Below are 26,960 nucleotides of genomic sequence, written 5' to 3'. Positions count from 1 at the left end.
TGCTATGCGGTGTGCGAGGCGGCATCAGGCCACGTCGCACGGTCATCAGGTGCAAATGATAGCGAGACTCGTGCACCTTGCACTATCCCGTCTTCCTCTCGATTACCCAGGTCAACCCGGGCATGGTGCTCGTCGGCAATTTTTTTAACCACAGCCAGACCCAGTCCCGTGCCACGCGATTTGGTTGTGACGTAGGGCTCAAACGCCCGCTGCAGTATGTTGGCAGCAAATCCCGTGCCACTGTCGCTGATGCTCAGCCTTACCCGTTGCGTTGAATCAAGCCAGCGAGTTTCAATGGTGACGGGGCCTGGAGTCTGCCCGGTTTCCTGAGCCTTTTGCATCGTCGCGTCCTGCGCATTTTGCAAAAGATTGTGGATGACCTGTCGCAACTGCTGGCTGTCACCACGAATGGGAGGGCATTGCTCGTCCAACATGGCGTCTACGCGCACCGTCGCATTTTCCTCGCCATAGAGCTGAAGCACCTCGGTCACCAGAGTGTTCAAGTCTAACGCCTGCAGATTGGCGGCCGGCAAACGCGCATATTCGCGGAACTCGTCCACCAGCCGCTTCATGGCGGCCACCTGATCCACAATGGTTTTGACAGATTTGGCCAGCAGGGCCTGCTCCGTTGGCTGCAGCTTGTCGGTCAGCTTCATCGCCATGCGCTCGGCAGACAGCTGAATCGGGGTCAGCGGATTCTTGATCTCATGCGCCACCCGTCGCGCCACCTCGCCCCAAGCCTGTGCACGCTGGGCAGACACAATCTCGGAGATATCGTCAAACACCAGCAGGCGCTGGGCATCCGGCAGCTCTGCACCACGCATGACCAGGCTCGTCGTGTTGTGCACCACGTCGCCGTCACCGCCATCGAGCTCGAACACCAGTTGCCAGCGGTCGCGCCCCTGGGCGGCGTTGGGATCGCCAAGGAACAGGGCAAACTGCTCCTGCACCACACGGGCAAAGTCCTGCAGCCCCGACACATCGCGCAAGCGCTTGCCCTGGAACACCGCCATGGGTGCACGCAAGATGCGGGTCGCACCCGGGTTGCTGAGCACGATGCGTCCCTGGTCATCAAGCACGATGACACCCGAGGTCAGATTATCCAGAATGGTTTGCAGATTGGCGCGGGCGGAATCGAGCTGCAGCAGATTGCGGTTGGCATCCGAGCGGGCATCGGCCAGTTGCTGGGTCATCACCGCAAACGAGCGGGTCAGCCCGCCGATTTCATCCTTGTTCTGCAAGGCAGGCTTGGGCCGCAGATCGCCTCTTGCCACATCGCGCATGCCCTGGGCCAGTAAAAGCAAGGGCTTGGCCAGCTGATTGCCCAGCACCACAGCCAGCACCACGGCACCAAACACGGCCAGGAACAAGGCCAGCGTGAGCGTGCCTATATACATGCGCTGCAGGCCGCCACGGGCCAGGGCGCGCTCCTGGTACTCCCGGTTCGCCTCCTGCACAGCCAGGGCATTGGTCACCAGACTGGACGGCAACGGGATGGTGGCTTGCAGATAGCGCGGCTCTTCCAGCAGATTGACGGAAGGATTGGGCACCAGCACCAGGGTTCGCACGCGGGCGTTGGCGGCGGCCTTTTCTGAAGGGCCTTCGGTTTCGTCATCCAGCCCTTCGATGCTGGCAATCGTTCGTTGCTCTCGCAGAGTGCGCAGCTCCTGCGTGCTGGGGCGCTCCGGCTGCAGATCGAATTGGGATTTACCGACGCTGGCAATGGCCCGGCCCGAGGCGTTCCAGAGCACGGCATCCGTGGCACCAATCTGATCCCGTATGCGCTCCAGCACCAGCGCCGCACCGGTATCGGACACCGTGGACAGCTGAGCTCCTGCCGTGCGGGTGTTATTGGCCATGTCGTTGGCCACCGTCTCCAGCGTGGCGCTGGCCAGGCTCACCCCGGCGGACAGCGCACCTTCCACCTTGACATCAAACCAGCTCTCGATGGAGCGGGAAACAAACTGATAGGACACCACATAAATCAGCAAGCCCGGCACCAGGCCCACTAGGGTGAAAATGCCTGCCAGCTTGAGCAGCAGCCGGCTGCCGAAACGACCACGGCGCAAGCGCAGGGCAAGACGTATGCCGCCCCACAGCAAAATGAACAGCAACAGGCCTGCGGCCACCACATTGGCGGCAAACAGCCAGTTGTAATTTCTCTCGTAAGCCAAGCGGTTATTCGTGGCCAAAGTGAGCAAAAACAGCAGCATCACACCGACAACAGCCATCAACGCCACGCCCGTACCCACGGCCAAGCGGGTGGCGCGGGACCAGCGCGTGGTGGACGGCAGCGAGCCTTCGGAATCCAGATGCTTGAAATCAGCCATCAGGGCTCCAGTATCTGTGTGCGCGAGAGTTGCAAATTCCAGCCCGAACGGCCCAGAGCACCAATTTGCAAAGGCCTTGGCAAGGCCGATAAATCTACTCTGAAGCGCAGTTGCACCGAGACACCGGAGGTGCCATTGAGCTGCCCCGGCTCCATGATTTTCCAGCGCGAAATGCGCTGAATGGCGGCCAGCGCATCTTCCAGCTGCTCATAGGTCTGGCCCAGAACCAGCCCACCGGAGGAACTGGTGAAAGAGTTATTGGAGATATGCAGACGCCAGCGGCGCGTCAGCGGCTGGTGAGTAAGACGGTAATAGCGCGTGGCCGTGCCCAGTTGCTGGTCGGACCAGTACCAGCGCTCGCGCTGCACCTGGGCTTCGGCGGCAAAGTAAATGGGGATGCCTTGACGCAAGGCATCATCGACCTGCATGGGCAAGTCAAACTGCAAATTGGCAGACAGAAACAGGCCTTCGTCACTGCGCTCGACCTTCATGGAGCTGATATCGGCCGGTACCGTGTCCGCCCAGCTTTTCATCAGCATGCCGGAAGCCACCAGACACAGCATGCAGGCCAGCAGCGTGCGCCACCAAGCCTGCGCGAAAGTGTCAGCGCGTTTTTTCCAGCAGTGCGTAATAAAAGCCGTCGTGGTCACCTAAAGCATTGTCAGTCAGCCTATCCGCTTTTTCCGGTTTGCCAGGAATTAAATGCCCTGCCGCAGGCAAGCTGAGCGCCGTAGTGTTGCGTGCAAGAAACGCTTGCACCTGGGCCTCACCCTCGGCCTTGAAGACCGAGCAGGTGCAGTAAACCATGCGCCCGCCGGGTTGCAGCAAGGGCCACAAGGTATCGAGAAGACGGGATTGAATCTCCCCCAGCTGGGCAATATCGGTTTCGCGGCGCAGCCAGCGTGCATCGGGCTGGCGCCGCACAATGCCCGAAGCCGAGCAAGGCGCATCCAGCAAAATGGCATCGAACAGCTCGCCATCGCACTGCGATTCAAACCATTGATCCGGTGCCGAGGCATCCGCCACCAATACCTGGGCCTTGAGGCCAAGGCGACCCAACGTATCGTCAATGCGATGCGCACGCTCGGCATCGATCTCCAGCGCCGTCACCTGCAGCGAGCCAGGTTGTGCATATTCCAGCAAATGCGCGGTCTTGCCGCCGGGTGCAGCGCAGGCATCGAGCACGCGCAGCGGGCGGCCTGCTACCGGTGCCAGGCCCTTGAGCAGCAAGGGAGCGGCCAGTTGCGCGGCAGCATCCTGCACGGAAGCCCAGCCTTCGGCGAAATGCGGCAGCTCGTTCACCGGCGCGGCATGCTCCAGCTGCAAACCCATATCCGCCACCCATGAAGCTCTCAAATCAATAGCTTCAAGCGCTTTCAGATACTGGGCTTGAGTGCATTTTTGCTGATTAACACGCAAGGTCATGGGCGGCTGCGCATTGTTGGCCGTCAAAATGGTTTGCCAATCCTGGGGGTGGTCTTTTTTCAGACGTTCTATCCACCAGGCAGGATGGTTCCAGACGGCCACCGGGCTCGCTTGCGTGGCCACCACCAGCGCATCGCGCTCGCGCAAGAAACGGCGCAAACAGGCGTTGATAAAACCCGACTGAGCACGTGCCGCACCGCGCTTGGCCGCTTCAACGGCCTGATTGACCAGGGTAAACGGAGGATACGGTGCCTGTTCATCCGTCCAGGCCAGGGCCAGGGCGGTACACAGCAAGGCACTGACCTTCGGGGCTGGAGCGCGCGGGGCCAGCTGCTTTTGCAGCGCTTGCGCACGACCCAGATTGCGCAGCACTTGGAACAACAAAGCCTGGACACCGGGGCGCAAGCGCTGCGGCACCTGTGCCAGCACCGTTTTGCTCGACTGCCCACCCAAGATGCCATGCAGGGCCTGGGCCACGGCATCCAGTTGCTGCCACAGCGCAGGCGCATGGTGCTGATCTGCTGTGGGCTGCTTTTTCTCGGGCTTTTGATTCATGGACGACAGGCCTTGGAGCCAAGGCAGATTTAAATAATTCTTCAAAAGAAAAACGCTCCCGTCTGCGGCAGGCAGAGCGGGAGCGCACAGCTGAGCTCAATCCAGGGCGGTTGCCCACCCTGGATCTGGCTGCAGCTTACTCGGCAGAAGCGTCGCTGGAAGCTTCGTCGGCGGTCACGCCAGCCAGTTCAGCCGCTTCGGCATCGGCGATGGCACGGCGCTCGGCGTCGTCCATTTCGTCCTTGGCCTTGCGTGCCTGGTGGTAGGCCAGACCGGTACCGGCAGGGATCAGACGACCCACGATCACGTTTTCCTTCAGGCCACGCAGCTCGTCGCGCTTGCCCATGATGGCAGCCTCGGTCAGCACGCGGGTTGTTTCCTGGAAGGAAGCAGCCGAGATGAAGGAGTCGGTCGACAGCGAAGCCTTGGTAATACCCAGCAGCACGTTGGAGTACGTTGCTGGAATCTTGCCTTGCTTTTGCATGTCCTCGTTGGTGTTGAGCACTTCCGAGCGTTCGACCTGCTCACCCTGGATGTAGGTGGTCTCGCCTGGGTTCTCGATCACAACGCGGCGCAGCATCTGGCGAACGATCACCTCGATGTGCTTGTCGTTGATCTTCACGCCTTGCAAGCGGTACACGTCCTGCACTTCGTCAACGATGTAACGCGCCAGTTCTTCGATACCCAGCAAACGCAGGATGTCTTGAGGATCGGCTGGGCCGTCCACAATCGATTCGCCCTTGTTCACCACCTGGCCTTCGTGGACCAGAATGTTGCGCTCCTTAGGTACCAGCTCTTCAGAGACCTTACCTTCCAGATCAGTGATCTGCAGGCGGATCTTGCCCTTGGTTTCCTTACCGAAGGACACGGTACCGGTCATCTCGGCCAGAGTACCCTTGTCCTTAGGCGTACGGGCTTCGAACAGCTCGGCCACACGTGGCAGACCACCGGTAATGTCTCGGGTCTTCTGACCTTCAACGGGGATACGGGCCAGCACTTCGCCGGGGCCCACTTCCTGGCCGTCACGCACCTGAATCAGCGCGCCAACCTGGAAGCCAATCGTCACCGAGTGATCGGTACCGGGGATCTTGACTTCCTGGTTGTTGGCATCAATCAGCTTGACCTGAGGACGAACCACCTTGGCAGAGCCGCGGCGCTTAGGATCGATCACCACCAGAGTGGACAGACCGGTCACTTCGTCGACCTGCTTGGCAACTGTCAAGCCTTCTTCCACATTCTCGAAATTCACCCGACCGGCGTATTCCGTAATGATGGGGCGAGTCAGCGGATCCCAGTTAGCCAGGATCTTGCCAGCCTTGATGGCTTCATCGGGCTTGACCGTCAGCACAGCACCGTAAGGCACTTTGTGACGCTCACGCTCGCGACCGTTTTCAGCAATCACGATTTCGCCGGAGCGCGAAATCACGACCAGCTCACCCTTGGTGTTGCTCACATAGCGCATCGTGCTATTGAAGCCGATGGAACCGTTGGACTTGGCTTCCACGCTAGACGCGATGGCTGCACGCGAAGCCGCACCACCGATGTGGAACGTACGCATGGTCAGCTGAGTACCGGGTTCACCGATGGACTGGGCTGCAATCACGCCCACGGCTTCGCCGAGGTTGATCATGCCGCCACGACCCAAGTCGCGGCCATAGCAGGTTGCGCACAGACCAAAGCGGGTTTCGCAGGTCAGGGCCGTACGGACCTTGATCTCGTCCACGCCTTGAGCTTCCAGCTCTTCGATGTTGTCTTCGTCCAGCAGCGTGCCTGCGGCCATCAACACTGCGCGTGTTTCGGGGTGCAGAACGTCTTCAGCGACGGAACGGCCCAGCACGCGGTCGCGCAGGGATTCGATCACTTCACCGCCTTCGACGATGGCGCGCATCAGGTAGCCATTGAACGTACCGCAGTCTTGTTCGTTCACGACCAAGTCTTGCGTCACGTCCACCAGACGACGAGTCAGGTAACCGGAGTTAGCTGTCTTCAACGCCGTGTCGGCCAGACCCTTACGGGCACCGTGGGTCGAGATGAAGTACTGCAACACATTGAGGCCTTCGCGGAAGTTCGCGGTAATAGGCGTCTCAATAATGGAACCGTCAGGCTTGGCCATCAGACCACGCATACCGGCCAGCTGACGAATCTGGGCTGCAGAGCCACGAGCGCCGGAGTCGGCCATCATGTAAATGGCGTTGAAAGACTCTTGCTCCACCACGTTGCCGTGGCGGTCGGTGGTCTTTTCAACCTTCAGCTGGTCCATCATCACCTTGGACACGTCGTCGCCGGCCTTGCCCCAGATGTCCACCACCTTGTTGTAGCGCTCACCGGAGGTCACCAGACCCGAGACGTACTGCTGTTCGATTTCCTTCACTTCGCCTTCGGCGCGGGCCAGGATCTCGGCCTTTTGCGGAGGCACCAGCATGTCGTCGATCGACACGGAGAAACCAGCGTGAGTCGACAGACGGAAGCCGTTTTGCAGCAACTTGTCGGCGAACACCACGGTAGCCTTCAGGCCGCAGCGACGGAAGGACGCGTTGATCAGCTTGGAGATTTCCTTCTTCTTCAGTGCCTTGTTCATGTTGGTGAACGCCAGGCCCTTGGGAAGAATCTCGGACAGCAGAGCACGACCCACGGTGGTTTCAACCAACGAAGTCACAGGCTCGAATTCGCCAGTTTCCTTGTTCTTGTTCCACTCGGTCAGGCGCACGCTGATCTTGGCATGCAGTTCGGTTTCGTTGGCATCGAGTGCGCGCTGCACTTCAGCCAGGTCGGCAAACACCATGCCTTCGCCCTTGCCGTTGATCATCTCACGCGTGGCGTGATACAGACCCAGCACCACGTCCTGAGAAGGAACGATGGAAGGCTCGCCCGAAGCAGGGAACAGCACGTTGTTGGAGGCCAGCATCAGCGTACGGGCTTCCATCTGCGCTTCCACAGACAGGGGCACGTGAACAGCCATCTGGTCACCGTCGAAGTCGGCGTTGAACGCAGCGCAAACCAGCGGGTGCAGTTGCAGTGCCTTGCCTTCGATCAAGATGGGCTCGAAAGCCTGGATACCCAAACGGTGCAGCGTAGGCGCACGGTTGAGCATGATGGGGTGTTCCTTGATGACTTCTTCAAGAATGTCCCACACCACGGGTGTGCCGGCTTCCACTTCCTTCTTGGCAGCCTTGATGGTCGTGGCAATGCCGCGCTGCTCGAGCTGCGCAAAGATGAAGGGCTTGAACAATTCCAGCGCCATCAGCTTGGGCAGACCGCACTGGTGCAGCTTGAGGTAAGGACCCACGGTAATCACGGAACGACCGGAGTAGTCCACGCGCTTGCCCAGCAAGTTCTGACGGAAACGACCGCTCTTACCCTTGATCATGTCGGCCAGGGACTTCAGGGCACGCTTGTTGGCGCCTGTCATGGCCTTGCCGCGACGACCGTTGTCCAGCAAGCTGTCCACGGCTTCTTGCAGCATGCGCTTTTCGTTGCGCGCAATGATTTCGGGAGCCTTCAGCTCCAGCAGACGACGCAGACGCGAGTTACGGTTGATAACGCGGCGGTACAGGTCGTTCAGGTCGGAGGTCGCAAAGCGGCCGCCGTCCAGAGGCACCAGAGGACGCAGATCCGGAGGCAGCACAGGCAGCACTTCCATCACCATCCAACCGGGACGAATGCCGGACTTCTTGAATGCTTCCAGCAGCTTCAGACGCTTGGCGTTCTTCTTGACCTTGACTTCGGAGCCGGTCAGATCGCCGCGCAGACGCTCGATCTCGACGTCGATATCAATGCCTTCCAGCAGGTCCTTGATACCTTCAGCACCCATCTTGGCGGTGAATTCGTCGTAGCCGTATTCGATGCACTTAGCGTCGTAATCGTCTTCGGTCATGATGCTGAACTTCTTCAGCGGAGTCATGCCGGGATCGGTCACCACATAGGCTTCAAAGTACAGCACGCGCTCGATGTCACGCAGCGTCATGTCCAGCACCAGGCCCAGACGCGATGGCAGGGACTTCAGGAACCAGATGTGGGCGCAAGGCGCAGCTAGGTCGATGTGACCCATGCGTTCACGACGCACCTTGGTCTGTGTGACTTCAACGCCGCACTTCTCGCAGATCACGCCGCGGTGCTTCAAACGCTTGTACTTGCCGCACAGGCATTCATAGTCCTTGATCGGGCCAAAGATCTTGGCGCAGAACAGACCATCACGCTCGGGCTTGAAGGTACGGTAGTTGATCGTCTCAGGCTTCTTCACTTCACCGAAAGACCACGAACGGATCTTTTCGGGCGAGGCCAGGCCGATCTTGATGGCATCGAAATGCTCATCAGGCGTAAATTGCTTGAACAGGTCGAGTAGCGATTTCATAGACTCTTTCCTTTTCAATTAAGAACGTTCGAGTTCAATGTCCAGGCCCAGGGAACGGATTTCCTTGACCAGCACGTTGAACGACTCGGGCATGCCTGCCTCGATGGAATGCTCACCCTTGACGATGGATTCGTACACCTTGGTACGGCCCACCACGTCATCGGACTTCACAGTCAACATTTCCTGCAGCACGTAGGCGGCGCCGTAAGCTTCCAGCGCCCACACTTCCATTTCACCGAAACGCTGACCACCGAACTGAGCCTTACCGCCCAGAGGTTGTTGCGTCACCAGCGAGTACGGACCGGTGGAACGGGCGTGCATCTTGTCGTCAACCAAGTGGTGCAGCTTCAGGTAGTGCATGTAGCCGATGGTGGTGGGACGCTCGAAGCGGTCACCGGTACGGCCGTCATACAGGTAAGCCTGTGTGCGGGTCTCGGTCAGGCCCTTACGTTCCTTCAGGTCATCGGGATATGCCAGCTTCAGCATGTCCTTGATTTCCTGCTCGGAAGCACCGTCGAACACGGGAGTGGCAAACGGCACGCCCGTGGTCAAGGTCTGGGCCATGGCCAGAACTTCGTTGTCGTCCAGCTGGGCCAGGTCTTCCTTGCGGCCGCGGCTGTTGTACACCTCTTCCAGGAAGGCGCGCACTTCAGCAGCACGGGCTTCTTCCTGGAGCATGTTGCCGATGCGCTGGCCCAGACCCTTGCCGGCCCAGCCCAAGTGCACTTCCAGCACCTGACCGATATTCATACGCGAAGGCACGCCCAACGGGTTCAGCACAATGTCGGCAGTGGAGCCATCAGCCATGTAAGGCATGTCTTCCACAGGCACGATCTTGGAGACCACACCCTTGTTACCGTGACGGCCGGCCATCTTGTCACCAGGCTGCAGACGACGCTTGACAGCCAGGTAGACCTTGACCATCTTCAGCACGCCAGCAGGCAACTCGTCGCCTTGCGTGAGCTTCTTGCGCTTTTCTTCAAAAGCCAGGTCGAAGTTGTGACGCTGCTGCTCGATGGAGTTTTTGATGGACTCCAGTTGGGCAGCCACATCGTCTTCCGCCGGACGAATGTCGAACCAGTGGAACTTCTCCACGCCGTCCAGATACGCCTTGTCGATCTTGGCGCCCTTGGACAGCTTTTGTGGACCGCCATTGGCCACGCGGCCGGTCAGCAGCTTCTCGATACGGTCGAACGCATCGGCTTCCACAATACGCAGCTGGTCGTTCAGATCCAGACGGAAGCGCTTGAGCTCATCATCAATAATCTGTTGAGCACGCTTGTCGCGCTGGATGCCTTCACGCGTGAACACTTGCACGTCGATCACGGTGCCTTGCGAGCCCTGATCCACACGCAGCGAGGTGTCCTTCACGTCCGAAGCCTTCTCACCGAAGATAGCGCGCAGCAGCTTTTCTTCAGGAGTCAGAGTCGTTTCACCCTTGGGGGTGACCTTGCCCACCAGCACATCGCCGGGTTGCACTTCAGCGCCCACGTAGATGATGCCGGACTCGTCCAGACGGTTCAGTTGCTGCTCCGACAGGTTCGGAATGTCGCGCGTGATTTCCTCTGGGCCAAGCTTGGTATCGCGAGCCATGACCACGAGTTCTTCGATGTGGATCGAGGTGTAGCGGTCTTCAGCCACCACGCGCTCGTTGATCAAGATCGAATCTTCGAAGTTGTAGCCGTTCCAGGGCATGAAAGCGATCAGCATGTTCTGACCGATGGCGATTTCGCCCAGATCGGTAGAAGCGCCGTCCGCCAGCACATCACCCTTGGCCAACTTGTCACCGCGCTTGACGATGGGGCGTTGGTGGATGTTGGTGTTCTGGTTGGAACGCTGATACTTGATGAGGTTGTAGATGTCCACACCCACTTCACCAGCCACGGCTTCGTCGTCGTTCACGCGGATCACGATGCGGGTTGCATCCACGTAATCCACGATACCGCCGCGAGTTGCCGTCACCACGGTGCCGGAGTCCACAGCGGCCACGCGCTCGATGCCGGTGCCGACCATGGGCTTTTCAGGACGCAGCACAGGCACGGCCTGACGCGACATGTTGGCACCCATCAATGCGCGGTTCGCGTCATCGTGTTCCAGGAACGGAATCAGGGAAGCAGCCACCGACACGATCTGCGCAGGCGACACGTCCATGTACTGCACGCGCTCAGCGGACAGCAGGGTCGATTCACCGTTTTCACGGGCCGACACCAGGTCACCCGTCAGACGGCCTTCGGCATCCAGCTCGGCATTGGCCTGAGCGATCACGTACTTGCCTTCTTCGATGGCAGACAGGTAATCGATCTGGTTGGTCACCTTGCCATCCACCACGCGGCGGTAAGGCGTTTCGATGAAGCCGTACTCATTCAGGCGGGCGTACAGGGCCAGCGAGTTGATCAGACCAATGTTTGGACCTTCAGGCGTTTCGATAGGGCAGACGCGACCGTAGTGGGTCACGTGCACGTCACGCACTTCAAAGCCGGCACGTTCGCGAGTCAAACCGCCCGGGCCAAGAGCCGAAACACGGCGCTTGTGGGTGATTTCGGCCAGAGGGTTGGTCTGGTCCATGAACTGCGACAGCTGCGATGCACCGAAGAACTCCTTCAGGGCCGCAGAGATGGGCTTGGAGTTGATCAGATCGTGAGGCATCAGAGGCTCTTGCTCAGCCTGACCCAGACGTTCCTTCACAGCCTTTTCGATACGTGCCAGACCGGTGCGGTACTGGTTTTCGGCCAGTTCACCCACGCAGCGCACGCGACGGTTGCCCAGGTGGTCGATATCGTCGACTTCACCCTTGCCATTGCGCAGATCCACCAAAATCTTGACCACGGCCAGGATGTCTTCGTTGGACAGCACCATGGGGCCGGTTGCGCCATCGCGACCGACCTTGGCATTGAACTTCATACGACCCACGCGCGACAGATCGTACGTATCGGGGTTGTAGAACAGGCGCTGGAACAGCGCTTGCACAGCGTCCTCGGTAGGAGGCTCGCCGGGACGCATCATGCGGTAGATGGCAACGCGGGCGGCAAATTCGTCCACGGTTTCATCGGTACGCAGGGTCTGCGAGATGTAAGCGCCTTGATCCAGCTCATTGGTGTACAGGCATTGCAGATCTTGCACGCCGGCACTGCGCAGCTTCTTGAGCAAAGCTTCGGTCAACTCTTCGTTGGCCTTGGCAATGATTTCACCGGTGTCGGGATCAACAATGTTCTTGGCGACAACGCGGCCGATCAGGAAGTCTTCAGGCACGCTGACGTACTTGGTACCCGATTGCTCCATCTCACGAGTATGACGGGCGGTGACGCGCTTGTCCTTGGCCACAACGACCTTGCCAGCCTTGTCGGTGATGTCGAAACGGGCAATTTCACCCTTCAGACGATCAGCCACGAACTCCATCTGGGCGCCACTGTCCATCAGACGGAAATTGTCGTTGACGAAGAAGTTGGCCAGGATGGTTTCAGGCGTCAGACCGATGGCCTTCAGCAGAATCGTCACAGGCATCTTGCGGCGACGGTCCACACGGAAGAACAGCAGGTCCTTGGGGTCGAACTCGAAGTCCAGCCAGGAACCGCGGTAAGGGATGATGCGTGCCGAGAACAGCAGCTTACCCGAGCTATGGGTCTTGCCCTTGTCGTGTTCAAAGAACACGCCAGGCGAACGGTGCAGCTGAGACACGATCACGCGCTCGGTACCGTTGACGATGAAAGAACCCTTTTCGGTCATCAGGGGCACTTCGCCCATGTAGACCTCTTGTTCCTTCACTTCCTTGACCACCTTGGACTGAGCCGTGGATGACTCACGGTCATAGATGATCAACTGCACCTTGGCACGCACGGCCGAGGCGAAGGTCAGACCACGGGTCTGACATTCACGAACGTCAAAAGCAGGTTTGGCGAGGTTGTACTCGACAAACTTCATTTCAACGAATCCGTTGTGGGAGACGATGGGGAATGCGGAATTGAAAGCCGCTTGCAGGCCATCAATGGTACGTTTTTTGGGGGCTACATCTGCCTGCAAGAATGCGGTATAGGCATCTTTTTGCATCTGCAGCAGATAAGGCACTTCGAGCACGCTTTCGCGGCTCCCGAAGCTTTTGCGAATTCGCTTGCGTTCGGTGTAAGAATAGGCCATGAGATCTCCGGGCAAAGACATGAGTCCTGGGTCTGCGACGACTGCCCCACAGAGGATTCACTCTGCGGGCTTGGCGGTTGGCCACTACCAACCATGGCTGACGGTGATGCGTTGCACATCACCCGAACCAAGGCATCTTCTGCTGTCGGATTGTCAGAAGACACTAAAAAGCAGACTCCCCGGGAAACCTGCTTTTTGGTGTGTTCTTTTCAGCGCATTTCACAAGCGCCAAAGGCTGGAGACCCTGAAAAGAGTCTCCAGCCCTTGATTTCACTGAATTACTTCAGTTCAGCCTTAGCACCGGCTTCGATCAGCTTCTTCACAGCAGCTTCAGCGTCAGCCTTGGCAACGGCTTCCTTGACGTTCTTAGGAGCGCCATCAACCAGGTCCTTAGCTTCCTTCAGACCCAGGCCAGTGATTTCACGCACAGCCTTAATCACGGAAACCTTGTTCGCGCCGGCTTCAGTCAGCACAACGTTGAACTCGGTCTTTTCTTCCACAGCGGCGGCAGCAGCGCCACCAGCAGCGGGAGCAGCCATAGCGGCAGCGGACACGCCAAACTTTTCTTCAATTGCCTTGACCAGGTCGTTCAGTTCCAGAACAGTCATGCTGTCCAGGGCGGTCAAGAATGCGTCTTTATCGAATGCCATGTTATTTCCTAACAAATTTGTTGGTTTGTGCCGCGCAATTAAGCGGCAGCTGCTTCAGCTTCAGCTTCAGCTGCAGGTTCTGCGCCTTCGCTCTTCTTTGCCGCCAGGGCGCCCAGCACAACGGCTGTACGCGACATTGGGGACATAAGCAAGCCACACACTTGTGCCAGCAAGATTTCCTTGGAGGGAATGCTAGCCAGTTGCTTCACGCCGTTAACGTCCAGGGCCTTGCCCGAAAACGCGCCACCGCGAATCACCAACTTATCGTTGGTCTTCGCGAAGTCGGCCACCACCTTAGCGGCAGCCACTGCGTCTTCAGAGAAGCCATAGATCAGCGGACCAGTCATCTGGTCAGCCACCACGTCAAACTGGCCGCCAGCCACAGCACGGCGGGCCAGGGTGTTCTTCAACACGCTCAAGCTCACGCCCTTGCTGCGTGCATCAGCGCGCAGTTTGGTCATGTCGGCGACCGTGATGCCACGGTATTCCGCGATCACAAGCGTTTGAGCTTTAGCGGCGAGGCTGGTCACTTCGTTGATGACCGCTTCTTTCTCACTGCGATTAAGACTCAAGGTCTACTCCTTAAATGCGCACTCAGGGCTAGCCCCTCATGCGCGCTCTTGTTGCAGCGACCAACTGTTTTGGAAAAAATCCATCTGCAGCGGGATCGCCATCTGCGTTGGCCATCACGATTAAGTGATCTGAATCACACCAACGGTCTTGGATGACCTGATAGAGCAACAACCCCATCAGCCCACCACACCAGATGAGCAGATGCTCATCTGACGATTTCTAGCAATTACGCCGAGATGGATTGCGTGTCGACGCGAACGCCCACACCCATAGTCGACGAAACAGCAACCTTGCGCAGGTACAGGCCCTTGCTGGAAGCAGGCTTGGCCTTGTTCAGTGCTTCGATCAGAGCAGCCAGGTTACCCTGCAGCTTTTCGGTGTCGAAGGAGCGACGGCCAATAGTGCCGTGAACAATACCGGCCTTGTCGACGCGGAACTGCACTTGACCAGCCTTGGCGTTCTTCACAGCCGTAGCGACGTCAGGAGTCACGGTGCCAACCTTGGGGTTAGGCATCAGACCACGTGGACCCAGGATCTGGCCCAACTGACCCACAACGCGCATAGCGTCAGGAGCAGCGATCACCACGTCGAAGGGCATGTCGCCAGCCTTCACCATGGCAGCCAGGTCGTCCATACCAACCACGTCAGCGCCGGCAGCCTTGGCTTCTTCAGCCTTGGCACCTTGTGCGAACACGGCCACGCGAGCAACCTTGCCAGTACCGTGAGGCAGAACCACGGCGCCACGCACCACTTGGTCCGACTTCTTGGCATCCACACCCAGCTGAACGGCCACGTCGATGGATTCATCGAACTTGGCGGTAGCTGCGTCCTTCACCAGGGCGATAGCATCGGTCAGAGCGTACAGCTTGTTGCTGTCAACTTTGCCTTGGAGAGCTTTTTGCTTCTTGGTCAACTTGGCCATTTACACACCCTCCACGATCACGCCCATCGAACGGGCAGAACCAGCCAGCGTACGCACAGCGGCGTCAACGTCAGCGGCGTTCATGTCCTTCAACTTGGTCTTGGCGATTTCTTCCAGCTGAGCGCGGGAAATCTTGCCGACCTTAGTCTTCAGGGGGTTCGAAGAGCCCTTGTCGAGCTTGATCGCCTTCTTGATCAGCACGGTTGCGGGAGGAGTCTTGATGACAAAAGTGAAGCTCTTGTCAGCAAATGCCGTGATAACCACGGGCAAAGGCAGGCCGGGCTCGACACCTTGGGTCTGGGCGTTGAACGCCTTGCAGAATTCCATGATGTTGAGGCCGCGCTGACCCAGCGCAGGACCGATTGGAGGGGAAGGATTGGCCTTACCAGCTGGCACTTGCAGCTTGATGAAGCCGACGATTTTCTTCGCCATTGAATGCTCCTAACGGGTATAACGCCACGCACATCCAAACTGGATGCAGGCAGCTCCCCGAAGTTAAGACTCTACAAAAAAGCTCCGCATCGAGTCAAAAAAATGCGAAGCCTTATATTCTAAGTTGGAACTTAAGTTTTCTCAACCTGAGCGAACTCTAATTCCACAGGCGTTGCACGGCCAAAAATAGTGACCGAGACGCGCAGACGATTCTTTTCGTAGTTGACTTCTTCAACGGAGCCGTTGAAATCGGTGAAAGGACCTTCCTTCACACGAACCAACTCACCCACCATGAATTCAACCTTGTGGCGGGGCTTCTCAGTACCCTCTTGCATCTGCTCGACGATCTTGCGCACCTCTTCTTCAGAAATGGGCGCAGGTCGATTCTTGGCACCACCCACAAAGCCAGTCACCTTGCTGGTGTGCTTGACCAAGTGCCAGGTGTCGTCTTCCATCACCATTTCGACGAACACATAGCCGGGAAACAGGCGACGCTCTGTCGTGCGTCGTTGTCCATTGCGCATCTCTACCACTTCCTCGGAAGGAACCAGAATGCGGCCAAATTTGGACTGCATGCCCGAACGTGCGATACGTTCTGCAATATTGCGCTCAACAGCTTTTTCCATGCCCGAATAAGCATGGACGATATACCAGCGCAGATCAGGATTGGCCGGTGCAGCTGCACCGCCGTTCACATCTGCTTCAACAGCGTCTGCCATTACTTCCTCCAGCCCAAAATCAGGTCATACAAGACCCATTCCAAGGTCTTGTCCGTGAACCACAAGAACAAAGCCATGACCACCACAAAGCCAAAGACGTAAAGCGTCATTTGGAAAGTTTCCTTGCGGGTCGGCCACACGACCTTCTTGACTTCACGCCAGGCATCTCGCGCAAAACCAGTAAACCGCTTGCCTGGCTCCGAGACCAGGAACACTCCAGCAGCGATGACCAAACCGAGGATCAGCGCTGCCCATTGTGCCACCGGGCCTTGCTTGCTCAACAGATAGAAGCCGGCAATAGAAGCAACAACTAAAGCCGCAACTGCGGCTAATTTTGCTTTGTCAGCAACGGAGCTGACTGTTTCAACCTGAGTAGTGGCCATATTTCATTTCAAATGCGCAAAACTTGCACAATTTCAAGACGGCAAAGCCCGCCAAAGGCGGGCTCTCGTTGATTCCACCATTATAAGGTGGCAGGGGCAGTAGGAATCGAACCTACAACCTTCGGTTTTGGAGACCGACGCTCTGCCAATTGAGCTATACCCCTAAAAACCAATCAATTAAGCAATAACCTTGGCAACCACGCCAGCACCCACGGTACGGCCACCTTCGCGGATAGCGAAGCGCAGACCTTCTTCCATGGCGATGGGGTTGATCAGCTTCACAGTGATCGACACGTTGTCACCAGGCATAACCATTTCCTTGCCTTCTGGCAGCTCGATGGAGCCGGTCACGTCAGTTGTACGGAAGTAGAACTGAGGACGGTAGTTGTTGAAGAAAGGAGTGTGGCGGCCGCCTTCGTCCTTGGACAACACATACACTTCAGCAGTGAAGTGAGTGTGGGGCTTGATCGAGCCGGGCTTGCACAGCACTTGGCCACGTTCCACGTCTTCACGCTTGGTGCCGCGCAGCAGCAGACCCACGTTGTCACCAGCTTGACCTTGGTCCAGCAGCTTGCGGAACATTTCCACGCCGGTCACGGTCGTCTTGACGGTGTCCTTGATACCGACGATTTCGATTTCTTCGCCGACCTTGACGATACCGCGTTCGATACGGCCAGTCACCACGGTGCCACGACCGGAGATCGAGAACACGTCTTCCACGGGCATCAGGAAAGCTCCATCGATAGCGCGATCAGGTGTAGGAATGTAAGTGTCCAGAGCTTCAGCCAGCTTCAGGATGGCGGGCTCGCCCTTGTCGGATTGGTCACCTTCCAGGGCCAGCTTAGCGGAGCCGCGGATGATGGGGGTGTCGTCGCCGGGGAAGTCGTACTTGGACAGCAGCTCGCGCACTTCCATTTCGACCAGTTCCAGCAGTTCTTCGTCGTCCACCATGTCAGCCTTGTTCAGGAAGACGATGATGTAAGGCACGCCAACTTGACGCGACAGCAGGATGTGTTCGCGAGTTTGGGGCATGGGGCCGTCAGCGGCCGAGCACACCAAGATAGCGCCGTCCATTTGAGCAGCGCCGGTAATCATGTTCTTCACATAGTCAGCGTGACCGGGGCAGTCAACGTGAGCGTAGTGGCGATTAGCGGTTTCGTACTCAACGTGCGAAGTGTTGATCGTGATACCACGGGCCTTTTCTTCAGGCGCGTTGTCGATCTGGGAGTAATCCTTGGCTTCGCCGCCGAAGTGCTTGGACAGCACAGTGGCGATAGCGGCCGTCAGAGTTGTCTTACCATGATCCACGTGACCAATGGTACCCACGTTGACGTGGGGCTTGGTGCGCGAAAATTTTTCTTTTGCCATTTTTCCGACTCCGAAAAAAATCTATATCACTGCAACAGGGATCTCGGCGCTACCCTATCAAAGCGAGCGCACCAGAAATGGTGCCCATGGCGGGAATCGGACCCGCGACCTCTCCCTTACCAAGGGAGTGCTCTACCACTGAGCCACATGGGCAACGAAGTCACAACCAGCAACTTCAAAAATCTTTGCTCACAAACTGGAGCGGGAGACGGGAATCGAACCCGCGTCATTAGCTTGGAAGGCTAGGGTTCTACCATTGAACTACTCCCGCACAGATTGACTGCACGCGACTGCTATCTCTAGCAATCTTCTCTTCCAAACCATTGCTGGTGGAGGGGACAGGATTCGAACCTGTGTACGCGTTAGCGGGCAGATTTACAGTCTGCTGCCTTTAACCACTCGGCCACCCCTCCGAAGAGACTTGAATTGTAGCACCGTTTTTTCAGCTCAAAAAAAATATGGAATTTTTTTTGATTTTTGCTGATCGACGATGTTGGCGCGGCTGGCGGGGATCGAACCCACGACCCTTGGCTTCGGAGGCCAATACTCTATCCACTGAGCTACAGCCGCGAATCCGTTATCACGCTTGCGCAGCCAACAACAATTCAACAGCCGCCATTATGCACGGCAAATACAGCACAAATTACAAACTCAGCTGAAATCCCAATCCAGTCAAGTACACATCCACCGACATGCGCCCAACAGGCGCCAGCGCAAAGTGACCTTCATTCAGAACCCAACCATGAATGAGCCCGACAAACAGCGAATGCAAACCCAATGCAGCATCCGCCGGCGAGATCGATAGCTTCACAGAATGCTCCTGTGCCGCAAGCGCAAGATCCTGGGCGAATTTCTCTTGCGAACAGCGGGCACTTTCTATGTGCTGCCCCCGCAGCTCGGCCAACTCCCCTACGTACTCCATCTTGAACAGCGCGGTGTCGAAGACCTTGCGCTTGCGCTCATCTTCATCCATGCTCTCAAAGACCATCTGAATGGAATGGCGGATACGCTGCAGAGGCTCCATCTCGCCATATTTGTCATCACAGATCTCATCAAACGGCATGCATATACGGCTGAGCATGGAACCAAAGACATCCATCTTGTCTTTGAAGTGCCAATACACCGCCCCACGCGTAGCCCCTGCGCGTTGCGCCACATCCCCTAGAGATGTGCGAGACACCCCTTTTTCGAAAAAAACCTCTTCCGCAGCATCCAACAACCTGGTGCGCGTTTCATCGGCCTCGGCCTTGGTTCTACGTGCCATTTCCAATCCTTATCGCCACTCATCCGTAGCAATTCTGCGCAAGAAGACCCCGCCAAAGAAGGCCTTTCACACGAATCTCTTAATTATACATTTATGGATGTATGTATAATTCATACACCATCATTAGTAGGGAAGTCCACTCGGATTCCCCCTTATTCGAGCGCGACGCTCTCACGTCGCGCTCTTTCACGTTTTCAAAGTCAACCGGAAGGACGTTCATGCATCACATGTATGAAACACACCAGGCCCCCGAGAAACAGTCCAAGCCTGCCGCGCAGTACAAGCGCTCGATGGTTATCGGCCTGAGCCTGATCGCAGCCTTGGGACTTGCTGCCTGCAGTGACAAGCAAGAAGATGCCCAAAAAGCACAGGCCGCAGCACAAGCGCAGCCACCGGAAGTGGGTGTTATCACGGTAGAGCTGCAGGCAGTTCCGCTGGTGTCCGATCTGCCTGGCCGCCTGGAAGCTTCGCGCGTGGCTCAGGTGCGAGCACGGGCTGCTGGTATTGTGCAAAAACGTCTGTTCCAGGAAGGCTCTGACGTCAAAGCGGGACAAGTCCTGTTCCAGATCGACAACACGCCTTATCGCGCCAATCTGCAAAGCGCTCAGGCCACTTTGGCTCAAGCCGAAGCCAACCTGGCTCAGGCCGCGGCTACTGCCCGCCGCTACAAGCCATTGGTAGAAGCGAATGCTATCAGCAAGCAGGAATACGACACGGCTATCGCCAATGAAAAGGCAGCGCGCGCGCAAGTGGCCGCAGGCAATGCTGCAGTGACCAACGCCAACGTCAATCTGGGCTATGCCAGCGTGACCGCCCCCATCTCCGGTCGCATCGGTCGCGCACTGGTCACGGAAGGTGCGCTGGTCGGTCAAGGCGAAGCCACGCAACTGGCCACCATCCAGCAGATCAATCCGCTGTATGTGAACCTCACGCAATCGTCGTCTGAAATCATGCGCATGCGCGAAGCGCTCAGTTCTGGCAAGTTAGCAAAGGTAGGCGAAAACGCGGCCAAGGCCATCGTCTATTTGGACGATGGTCAGCAATATGCGCATCCGGGCAAGCTGCTGTTTACCGATCTGACGGTGGACCCTACAACGGGCCAGGTCAGCATTCGCGCAGAACTGCCAAACCCCCAAGGTCTGCTGCTGCCCGGCACTTATGTGCGGGTACGTCTGGAGCAGGCCCAGGTGGACAACGCCGCCCTGATTCCTCAGCAAGCCGTGACGCGTAACGAGAAGGGCAATTTCGTGATGATCGTCGCTGACGACGGAACGGTGGCACCTCGCCCCGTGCAGATCAGCCAGTCCAAAGGCTCTGACTGGATCGTCACTTCGGGCCTGAAGGCCGGTGAAAAGGTGTTGGTGGACGGCATCATCAAGGTTGGCATGGGTGCCAAGAAGGTAACGCCTGTGCCATGGAAGGGCGATGCCAAAGCGCCAGCGGCACCGGCAGCCAATGGCGCCGAAAAACAGGCGGCACCTGCCGCTGGAGCTGAGGCGGCCGATAGCGCACCAGCCCAGAAGTAACCAGGGCGAACTGCTATGTCAAAGTTCTTTATTCATCGCCCTATTTTTGCCTGGGTGATCGCGATTTTCGTGATTCTTGCAGGTATCGTGGCCATCACCAAGCTGCCGATTTCGCAGTTCCCGACGGTCGCGCCGCCCACCATTTCGGTGACCGCGACCTATCCCGGTGCAACAGCGCAAACCATGACGGATTCGGTGCTGCAGCTCATCGAACGCGAGATGAACGGCGCCACCGGTCTGATGTACATGGAAACCAGCGCCTCGGCCACCGGCCAAGGCACGCTGACCGTGACATTCGAGCCCGGCACCAACCAGGATCTGGCCCAGGTGGACGTGCAAAACCGTCTGGCACGGGTGCAGTCCCGCCTGCCGCAAATTGTGCAGGCGCTGGGCGTTCGAGTCGAAAAGTCCATGAGCAACTTCCTGATGATTCTGGCTTTCCAGTCAGACACAGGGGAAACCTCGCGCGACGATATTGCCGACTACGTCAACCGCAACGTCCTGCCTGAAGTACAGCGCCTTGAAGGCGTAGGCAAGGCCCAGCTGTTTGCTTCCGGACGTGCCATGCGCATCTGGGTCGATCCGGCCAAGCTGCAGGGTTTCAATATGTCGATTGCGCAGATCAACTCTGCCATCGCAGCCCAGAACCAGCAGATCTCCGGCGGCTCGCTGGGCAACACGCCCAGCCTGCCCGGCACGACCATGAATGCCACCATCGTGGTGCCTGGTCAGCTGACAACACCCGAGGAGTTTTCCAATGTGGTGCTGCGCTCCAATCCCGACGGCTCCACCGTACGCATCAAGGATATTGGCCGTGTCGAACTGGGCACGGAAAGCTATGGCTTTGAGTCTCGCCTGAACGGCAAGCCCGCAGTCGCCATGGCGGTACAGTTGACGGCAACCGCCAACGCCATGGCAACCGCCAAGCTGGTGTACGCCAAGATGGCGGAAATTGAGCCTTTCCTGCCCGCCGGCGTGAAGTGGTCCTCGCCTTACGACACCTCAAAGTTCGTCAAGATCTCCATTGAAAAAGTGGTGCACACGCTGATCGAAGCCATCGTGCTGGTGTTCATCGTGATGCTGATCTTCCTGCAGAACATCCGCTACACGCTGATTCCAACCATCGTGGTGCCTATCGCGCTGCTGGGCACTTTTGCCGTGATGCTGGTGTCCGGTCTGACCATCAATATTCTGGCCATGTTCGCCATGGTGCTGGTGATCGGTATCGTGGTGGACGATGCCATCGTGGTGGTGGAAAACGTCGAACGCATCATGTCCGAAGAGGGGCTGCCGCCCAAGGAAGCCACGATCAAGGCCATGGGCCAGATCCAAGGCGCCGTGGTCGGTATCACCGTGATTCTGGTGACCGTGTTCCTGCCATTGGCGCTGTTTAGCGGCGCAACGGGCGCGATCTACCGCCAGTTCTCGCTGGTGATGGCAATTTCCATCTTCTTCTCCGGCTTCTTTGCGCTGACGCTGACGCCTGCACTGTGCGCCACCATGCTCAAGCCTATTCCCAAGGGCCATGCGCATGACAAGAAGACCGGTTTGCTGGGCCCGTTCTACAACTGGTTCAACCGCAAGTTTGAGGCTGGAACCCACCGCTACTCCGGCGCGCTGTCCTTCGTCGTCAAGCGCTCGGTGCAAGCCACCATCGTGTATGCGCTGGTGATTGCAGGCGCGGCCTTCATCTTCCTGAAGCTGCCTTCCTCCTTCCTGCCCACGGAAGACCAGGGCTATGTGATCTCCCTGACCCAGTTGCCTCCCGGCGCCACACTGGAGCGCACCAGCAAAACCATGGGTGAGCTGGAAAAGTTTGCGCTCGCGCAACCCGAAACTGCAGACATCGTGAGCATTCTGGGCTTCAGCTTTGCGGGCCAGGGCCAGAACGTCGGTCTGTCATTCACCACCTTCAAGGATTGGTCTGAACGCACCGCCAAGGGCTCGGATGCCAAATCTTTCGCGGGCCGCGCCATGGGAGCCATGATGCAGCTGCGAGACGGTTTCATCTTTACCCTGGTGCCTCCATCCATCCCCGAACTGGGCAATAGCGACGGCTTTACCTTCCGTCTGCAAGACCGCTCCGCCAAGGGACACGCAGCCTTGCTGGCCGCGCGCAACGACTTGGTGGCCAAGGCCAATCAGAGTGCTGTGCTGACCGGCGTGCGCTTTGACGGCGTGGACGATGCGCCTCAGTGGCAGGTGGATATCAACCGTGATGCCGTGTACGCCCAGAAGGTGAACATGTCGGACATCGCCACCACGCTGTCCACAGCGCTGGGTTCGGCCAACTCCACCGACTTCCCGAACCAGGGCTATATGCAGCGCGTGACCATCCAGGCCGAAGCCGCTCGCCGCATGCAGCCAGAGGACGTGATGCGCCTGACCGTACCCAACGCGGATGGCAAGCTGGTGGAGCTCTCTTCCCTGGTCACCACCAAGTGGGTCAGCGGCCCCATGCAGATGTCGCGCTACAACGGCTACCCGTCCATGAGCATTACCGGCCAGGCCAAGCCCGGCTATACCAGCGGTCAGGCCATGGAGGAAATGCAGAAACTGGCCACCCAGCTGCCTGAAGGCTTTGGCTATGAATGGACAGGCCAGTCTCTGGACGAAAAGAAGGCGGGCTCATCGGCAGCATTGCTGTACGTGTTCTCCCTGCTGGCCGTCTTCCTGTGTCTGGCTGCACTGTACGAAAGCTGGAGCATTCCGCTGTCCGTGATGCTAGTCGTGCCATTGGGCGTGTTCGGTGCCGTGGCCGGCGTGATGATGCGCAGCATGCCCAACGACATCTACTTCCAGGTGGCGCTGATCACGGTGATTGGTCTGTCGGCCAAGAATGCCATCTTGATTGTGGAGTTCGCCAAGGATCTGCATGCACAGGGCAAGAGCGTGCTGGAGTCGGCACTGGAGGCCGGTCACCTGCGCTTCCGCCCCATTTTGATGACCTCTTTGGCCTTCATTCTGGGCGTGGTGCCGCTGTATATCGCCTCCGGCGCCAGTGCTGCCAGCCAGCAAGCCATCGGTACCGGCGTGTTCTGGGGCATGGTGATCGGTACGCCTTTGTCCGTGTTCCTGGTGCCGGTGTTCTTTATCTCAGTGTTCAAGCTGTTCGGTAAGAAATCCAAGCCAGACAACCACACCACTTCCCCGGCAGCAACTTCTGCAGCACAGGGAGGCTCGCATGATGAATAAGACTTTGCTACCCGTGGCACTGGCTGGCGTACTGCTGGTCAGCGGCTGCTCCTTCATTCCCACGCTGGATAGACCCGCTGCGCCTGTGGCCGAGCACTTTCCTGCCGCCAACGAGCAAGCCGGTGCTGTGGCTGCTGCCGATACCCCCTGGCAGCAGTTCTTCACCGACCCTCGATTGCAGCAGGTCATCAACCTGGCGCTAGAGAACAACCGCGATCTGCGCGTGGCCGTGCTCAATATCGAGAAAGCCCGCGCCCAGTATCAGATTCAGCGTGCAGCCCAGTTTCCCGAATTCGGTGTCGCAGGTACCGGCAGCCGTCAGCCCAATACGGCAACCGGCAACTACGCGAACACCTACATGGCAGGCCTGTCCATGCCGAGCTGGGAGATCGATTTCTGGGGCCGCATCGGCAGTTTGAAAGAACAGGCTCTGGCGCAGTACCTGGCTACCGAGGAAGGCCGAAAAGCCGCTCAGATCAGCCTGATTGCCAATGTCGCCAACACCTGGCTGGGCTTGCAGGCCGACGAAGAGCTGATGACCATCTCGCGCCGCACCTTGGGCACGCGTGAGCAATCCATCAAGCTGACCAAGCTGCGCCTGGATGCAGGCGTGGCTTCCGAGCTGGACTTCCGCCAGGCCCAGTCGCTGACCGAGAATGCCCGCGCCACCCTGGCCCAGCAAACCCGCCAGCGCGCCCTGGATGTGAATGCGCTGACGCTGCTGGTGGGCCAGACCCTGCCCGCCGATCTGCTCAACGGCATGCAGGACAAGAAGCTGGCCGACCTGCCGGCGCTTGCCGATGTGCCCTCGGGTCTGCCTTCCGATCTGTTGTTGCGTCGCCCCGACGTGCGCCAGGCGGAACAGTCCATGATTGCGGCCAATGCCAATATTGGTGCAGCACGCGCAGCGTTCTTCCCCAATATCTCCTTGACTGCAGCCGCGGGCTTTGCCAGCAGCGATGTGTCTGACCTCTTCAAGTCCGACTCGGCAATGTTCAGCATTGCACCCTCGCTGTACCTGCCCATCTTCAACGCGGGCCGCAACCGCGCCAATCTCGAATCGGCGCAAGCCGGCCAGAAGATTGCTGTGGCCCAGTATGAAAAAGCCATTCAGTCGGCTTTCCGGGAAGTCTCCGATGCACTGGTAGGCCGCCAGACACTGCAGGACCAGCTTGACGCCCAGTCGCGCCAGTTGGATGCCGAGTCGGTACGCTACAAGCTGTCTGACCTGCGCTACACCAACGGCGTGGCCAGCTATCTGGATCTGCTCGATGCGCAGCGCTCGCTGTTCGCACTGGAGCAATCCGTGGTGCAGGTACGACTGGCACAGCTGCAAAACCAGGTCAATCTGTACAAGGTTCTGGGCGGCGGCTGGAGCGAGCCCTCCAGCGCAGCGCAGTAAACCCACGTTGCTGCAGCTCACCAAGGCGCCCTTGTGGCGCCTTTTTCACATCTGGCCGCTGCGGTTTGATCCAACGCAACTCCTTTATGCACCCGGCGTCAACCCGTATCGTCGTGCACTGACTTTCGATAACCCCACTCCTATAATGTTTTGCTAACACCTTCCCCACGACGACAGAGGACTTCATGAGCGAACAACCCCACGAAGAAGCCCATACCGGCCCCATCAAAAACCCCAAGCATCTGCTCCTGGCCGTCTTCTTCTCTTTTGTGGTTCCCGTGTTCGTGATCATCGGTCTGGTCAAGTTCGTCACCTCTGCCGAGACCACCGGAGCCGGCGTAGGCCACGCCGAACTGTCCAAGGCCCAGCGCCTGCAAAAAGTGGGCTCTGTGGAACTGCGCGATGCCAACCGCCCTCTGCGTGCCGGCGAAGAGGTTTACAAAGGCCAGTGCGCAGCCTGTCACGCCACCGGCGCTGCCGGTGCACCCAAGTTTGAAGATGCTGCCGCCTGGGGTCCGCGCCTCAAGCAAGGGCTTGAAGCGCTGGTCCACTCCGCCTTGGCCGGCAAAAGCGCCATGGCCGCCCAGGGTGGTGGCGAATTCAACGACATAGAAATTGCGCGCGGCGTGGTCTACATGGCCAATGCGGCGGGCGGCAAGTTTGCCGAACCTCAGGCGGCCGGCGAAGCCGCCCCTGCTGCCGAGGCAGCGCCGGTCACGGCAACCGCTCCTGCAGCCGCTCCGGTCGCTGCGGCCCCCGTCGCTGAAGCGGTAGCCGCCGCAGCCCCTCAAGCGGCCGGCAATGTGGGCAAGGATCTGTATGACAAGACTTGCGTCACCTGCCATAGCAGCGGCATTGCAGGCGCACCCAAGTTTGGCGACAAAGCCTCCTGGGCGCCGTTCATCGCCCAAGGCATGGACACCATGGTGGCCAAGGCCACCAAGGGTGTGAACGCCATGCCACCCAAAGGCGGCTCCACCGCCTCGGATGCCGATTTCAAGGCCGCCATTCAGTACATGGTGGACGCCGCCAAATAAGCAGCGCCTCCCAGACAAGACCAAGCCGGCAATCGCGCAGTGCCGGCTTTTTTATGGGAAATGACAGTCAAACAAGGCTGCAGCCCTTTCCCATCAAGCGCTAGCAGCTATCAAAACAGGGGTCTCAAGCTTGCGCCGGCTGCGGGCTGGGCACAAAGCCGAAGCGGGCCGGCAGTTGCGCCGCTTGCACAACCTGAGGTTCTGCCAGCCAGCCACGCTCCATGGCCGTGGCCGCATCCACCATGTCCTGGGTATGCACCAGACCCAGACCCTGGGGCAAGCCCAGGTACAGATGGCCTTGCTCATCCATCAGCACCTGCTCGATATCGGCGGCCTGCAGCACCTGGCCGGTATGGCTGCGCAGCTGCAGCCCCTGGTCGGTGCAGTGCAAACGCCAGATCCAGGGCGTGGCTTCCAGCTCCACATAAACGCGCTGCGGGCCATTCTGAAAAAACCAGCGGCCGTCGTCCTGCGCCAGATCGGCCATGTAGTTGCGGCCTATAAAGTCCATCAGCTTTTCATGCTGTACCAGCGAACCTCGGGCACCACTCACGCCGCTGGCAAATGCGCCACAGGCCTGGGCCTGCTCATCGCGCAGCCACCACTGGCCGCGCGCGTCCAGACCCAGCCAGCCATAGCAGGCGGGCACATTCGGCCATTTGGCCATGGCCTGCTTCACGATATCGTCCATGGGTGT

General features: G+C 58.5%; 18 protein-coding genes and 5 tRNA genes. 4 read left to right on the top strand and 19 right to left on the bottom strand.

All coding sequences use genetic code 11. From position 1 onward, the window contains the following. Positions 1–2 precede the first annotated feature (2 nt). From EAO39_RS02680 to EAO39_RS02595, 18 genes are all read right to left on the bottom strand, one after another. Complete coding sequence (locus EAO39_RS02680) at positions 3–2,330, bottom strand: ATP-binding protein (protein WP_120965963.1); 2,328 nt, start codon at positions 2,328–2,330, stop codon at positions 3–5. Further along, on the bottom strand, positions 2,330–2,869 hold the full coding sequence (locus tag EAO39_RS02675) for a DUF4390 domain-containing protein (RefSeq protein ID WP_240466882.1): 540 nt from the start codon (positions 2,867–2,869) through the stop codon (positions 2,330–2,332). The genes EAO39_RS02680 and EAO39_RS02675 overlap by 1 nt, the downstream gene beginning before the upstream one ends. Before the next feature lie 64 nt (positions 2,870–2,933). Then, on the bottom strand, positions 2,934–4,310 hold the full coding sequence (rsmB, locus tag EAO39_RS02670; RefSeq protein ID WP_120965959.1) for a 16S rRNA (cytosine(967)-C(5))-methyltransferase RsmB: 1,377 nt from the start codon (positions 4,308–4,310) through the stop codon (positions 2,934–2,936). Positions 4,311–4,446: 136 nt separating this feature from the next. Then, positions 4,447–8,661: a DNA-directed RNA polymerase subunit beta' gene (gene rpoC / locus EAO39_RS02665; RefSeq protein ID WP_120965958.1), complete on the bottom strand. Its 4,215-nt coding sequence runs from the start codon at positions 8,659–8,661 to the stop codon at positions 4,447–4,449. 18 nt (positions 8,662–8,679) lie between these two features. Continuing rightward, positions 8,680–12,792 carry a DNA-directed RNA polymerase subunit beta gene (gene rpoB, locus EAO39_RS02660; protein WP_120965956.1) on the bottom strand — a complete coding sequence of 1,371 codons (4,113 nt, stop codon included), beginning with the start codon at positions 12,790–12,792 and terminating at the stop codon, positions 8,680–8,682. Positions 12,793–13,070: 278 nt separating this feature from the next. After that, complete coding sequence (gene rplL / locus EAO39_RS02655) at positions 13,071–13,442, bottom strand: 50S ribosomal protein L7/L12 (RefSeq protein WP_120965954.1); 372 nt, start codon at positions 13,440–13,442, stop codon at positions 13,071–13,073. Between the two features lie 38 nt (positions 13,443–13,480). Then, entirely contained in the window at positions 13,481–14,014 is a 534-nt protein-coding gene (rplJ, locus tag EAO39_RS02650; protein WP_120965952.1) for a 50S ribosomal protein L10, read from the bottom strand. A gap of 227 nt (positions 14,015–14,241) precedes the next feature. Beyond that, the gene (gene rplA / locus EAO39_RS02645; RefSeq protein ID WP_120965950.1) at positions 14,242–14,937 is read right to left on the bottom strand and encodes a 50S ribosomal protein L1; all 696 of its coding nucleotides are present in this window, start codon (positions 14,935–14,937) and stop codon (positions 14,242–14,244) included. Continuing rightward, a complete protein-coding gene (rplK, locus tag EAO39_RS02640) occupies positions 14,938–15,369 on the bottom strand; it encodes a 50S ribosomal protein L11 (protein ID WP_120965948.1) in 432 nt (143 codons plus the stop codon). Positions 15,370–15,500: 131 nt separating this feature from the next. After that, a complete protein-coding gene (nusG, locus tag EAO39_RS02635; RefSeq protein WP_120965946.1) occupies positions 15,501–16,088 on the bottom strand; it encodes a transcription termination/antitermination protein NusG in 588 nt (195 codons plus the stop codon). Continuing rightward, entirely contained in the window at positions 16,088–16,471 is a 384-nt protein-coding gene (secE, locus tag EAO39_RS02630) for a preprotein translocase subunit SecE (RefSeq protein ID WP_120965944.1), read from the bottom strand. The genes nusG and secE overlap by 1 nt, the downstream gene beginning before the upstream one ends. Before the next feature lie 88 nt (positions 16,472–16,559). Further along, positions 16,560–16,635: transfer RNA gene (locus EAO39_RS02625), tRNA-Trp, on the bottom strand. 13 nt (positions 16,636–16,648) lie between these two features. Further along, the gene (gene tuf, locus EAO39_RS02620) at positions 16,649–17,839 is read right to left on the bottom strand and encodes an elongation factor Tu (RefSeq protein ID WP_120965863.1); all 1,191 of its coding nucleotides are present in this window, start codon (positions 17,837–17,839) and stop codon (positions 16,649–16,651) included. 78 nt (positions 17,840–17,917) lie between these two features. Continuing rightward, positions 17,918–17,992 (bottom strand) — tRNA-Thr (locus EAO39_RS02615). A 44-nt stretch (positions 17,993–18,036) separates the two neighbouring features. After that, positions 18,037–18,110, bottom strand: a tRNA-Gly gene (locus tag EAO39_RS02610). Positions 18,111–18,166: 56 nt separating this feature from the next. After that, positions 18,167–18,252 (bottom strand) — tRNA-Tyr (locus tag EAO39_RS02605). 81 nt (positions 18,253–18,333) lie between these two features. Further along, positions 18,334–18,409 (bottom strand) — tRNA-Arg (locus EAO39_RS02600). A gap of 73 nt (positions 18,410–18,482) precedes the next feature. Continuing rightward, entirely contained in the window at positions 18,483–19,103 is a 621-nt protein-coding gene (locus EAO39_RS02595; RefSeq protein WP_120965942.1) for a TetR family transcriptional regulator, read from the bottom strand. Between the two features lie 227 nt (positions 19,104–19,330). On the opposite strand from EAO39_RS02595, the gene EAO39_RS02590 reads away from it, so the two are divergent. The 4 genes from EAO39_RS02590 (at position 19,331) to EAO39_RS02575 (ending at position 26,263) form a co-directional block, all read left to right on the top strand. After that, complete coding sequence (locus EAO39_RS02590; protein WP_240466881.1) at positions 19,331–20,629, top strand: efflux RND transporter periplasmic adaptor subunit; 1,299 nt, start codon at positions 19,331–19,333, stop codon at positions 20,627–20,629. 15 nt (positions 20,630–20,644) lie between these two features. Further along, positions 20,645–23,824 carry an efflux RND transporter permease subunit gene (locus EAO39_RS02585; RefSeq protein ID WP_120965938.1) on the top strand — a complete coding sequence of 1,060 codons (3,180 nt, stop codon included), beginning with the start codon at positions 20,645–20,647 and terminating at the stop codon, positions 23,822–23,824. Continuing rightward, entirely contained in the window at positions 23,817–25,226 is a 1,410-nt protein-coding gene (locus EAO39_RS02580) for an efflux transporter outer membrane subunit (protein WP_120965936.1), read from the top strand. The genes EAO39_RS02585 and EAO39_RS02580 overlap by 8 nt, the downstream gene beginning before the upstream one ends. A gap of 185 nt (positions 25,227–25,411) precedes the next feature. Next, complete coding sequence (locus EAO39_RS02575) at positions 25,412–26,263, top strand: c-type cytochrome (RefSeq protein ID WP_120965934.1); 852 nt, start codon at positions 25,412–25,414, stop codon at positions 26,261–26,263. A gap of 124 nt (positions 26,264–26,387) precedes the next feature. On the opposite strand, the gene EAO39_RS02570 is transcribed toward EAO39_RS02575, so the two are convergent. Next, a complete protein-coding gene (locus EAO39_RS02570) occupies positions 26,388–26,954 on the bottom strand; it encodes a DUF2946 family protein (protein WP_120965932.1) in 567 nt (188 codons plus the stop codon). Positions 26,955–26,960 lie beyond the last annotated feature (6 nt).

Origin of the sequence: Comamonas sp. lk (genome assembly GCF_900564145.1) — a bacterium.
Lineage (GTDB): Bacteria > Pseudomonadota > Gammaproteobacteria > Burkholderiales > Burkholderiaceae_C > Comamonas.
The sequence above is the reverse complement of the archived record's forward strand: the minus strand, read 5'-3'. Positions and strand labels throughout refer to the sequence as shown.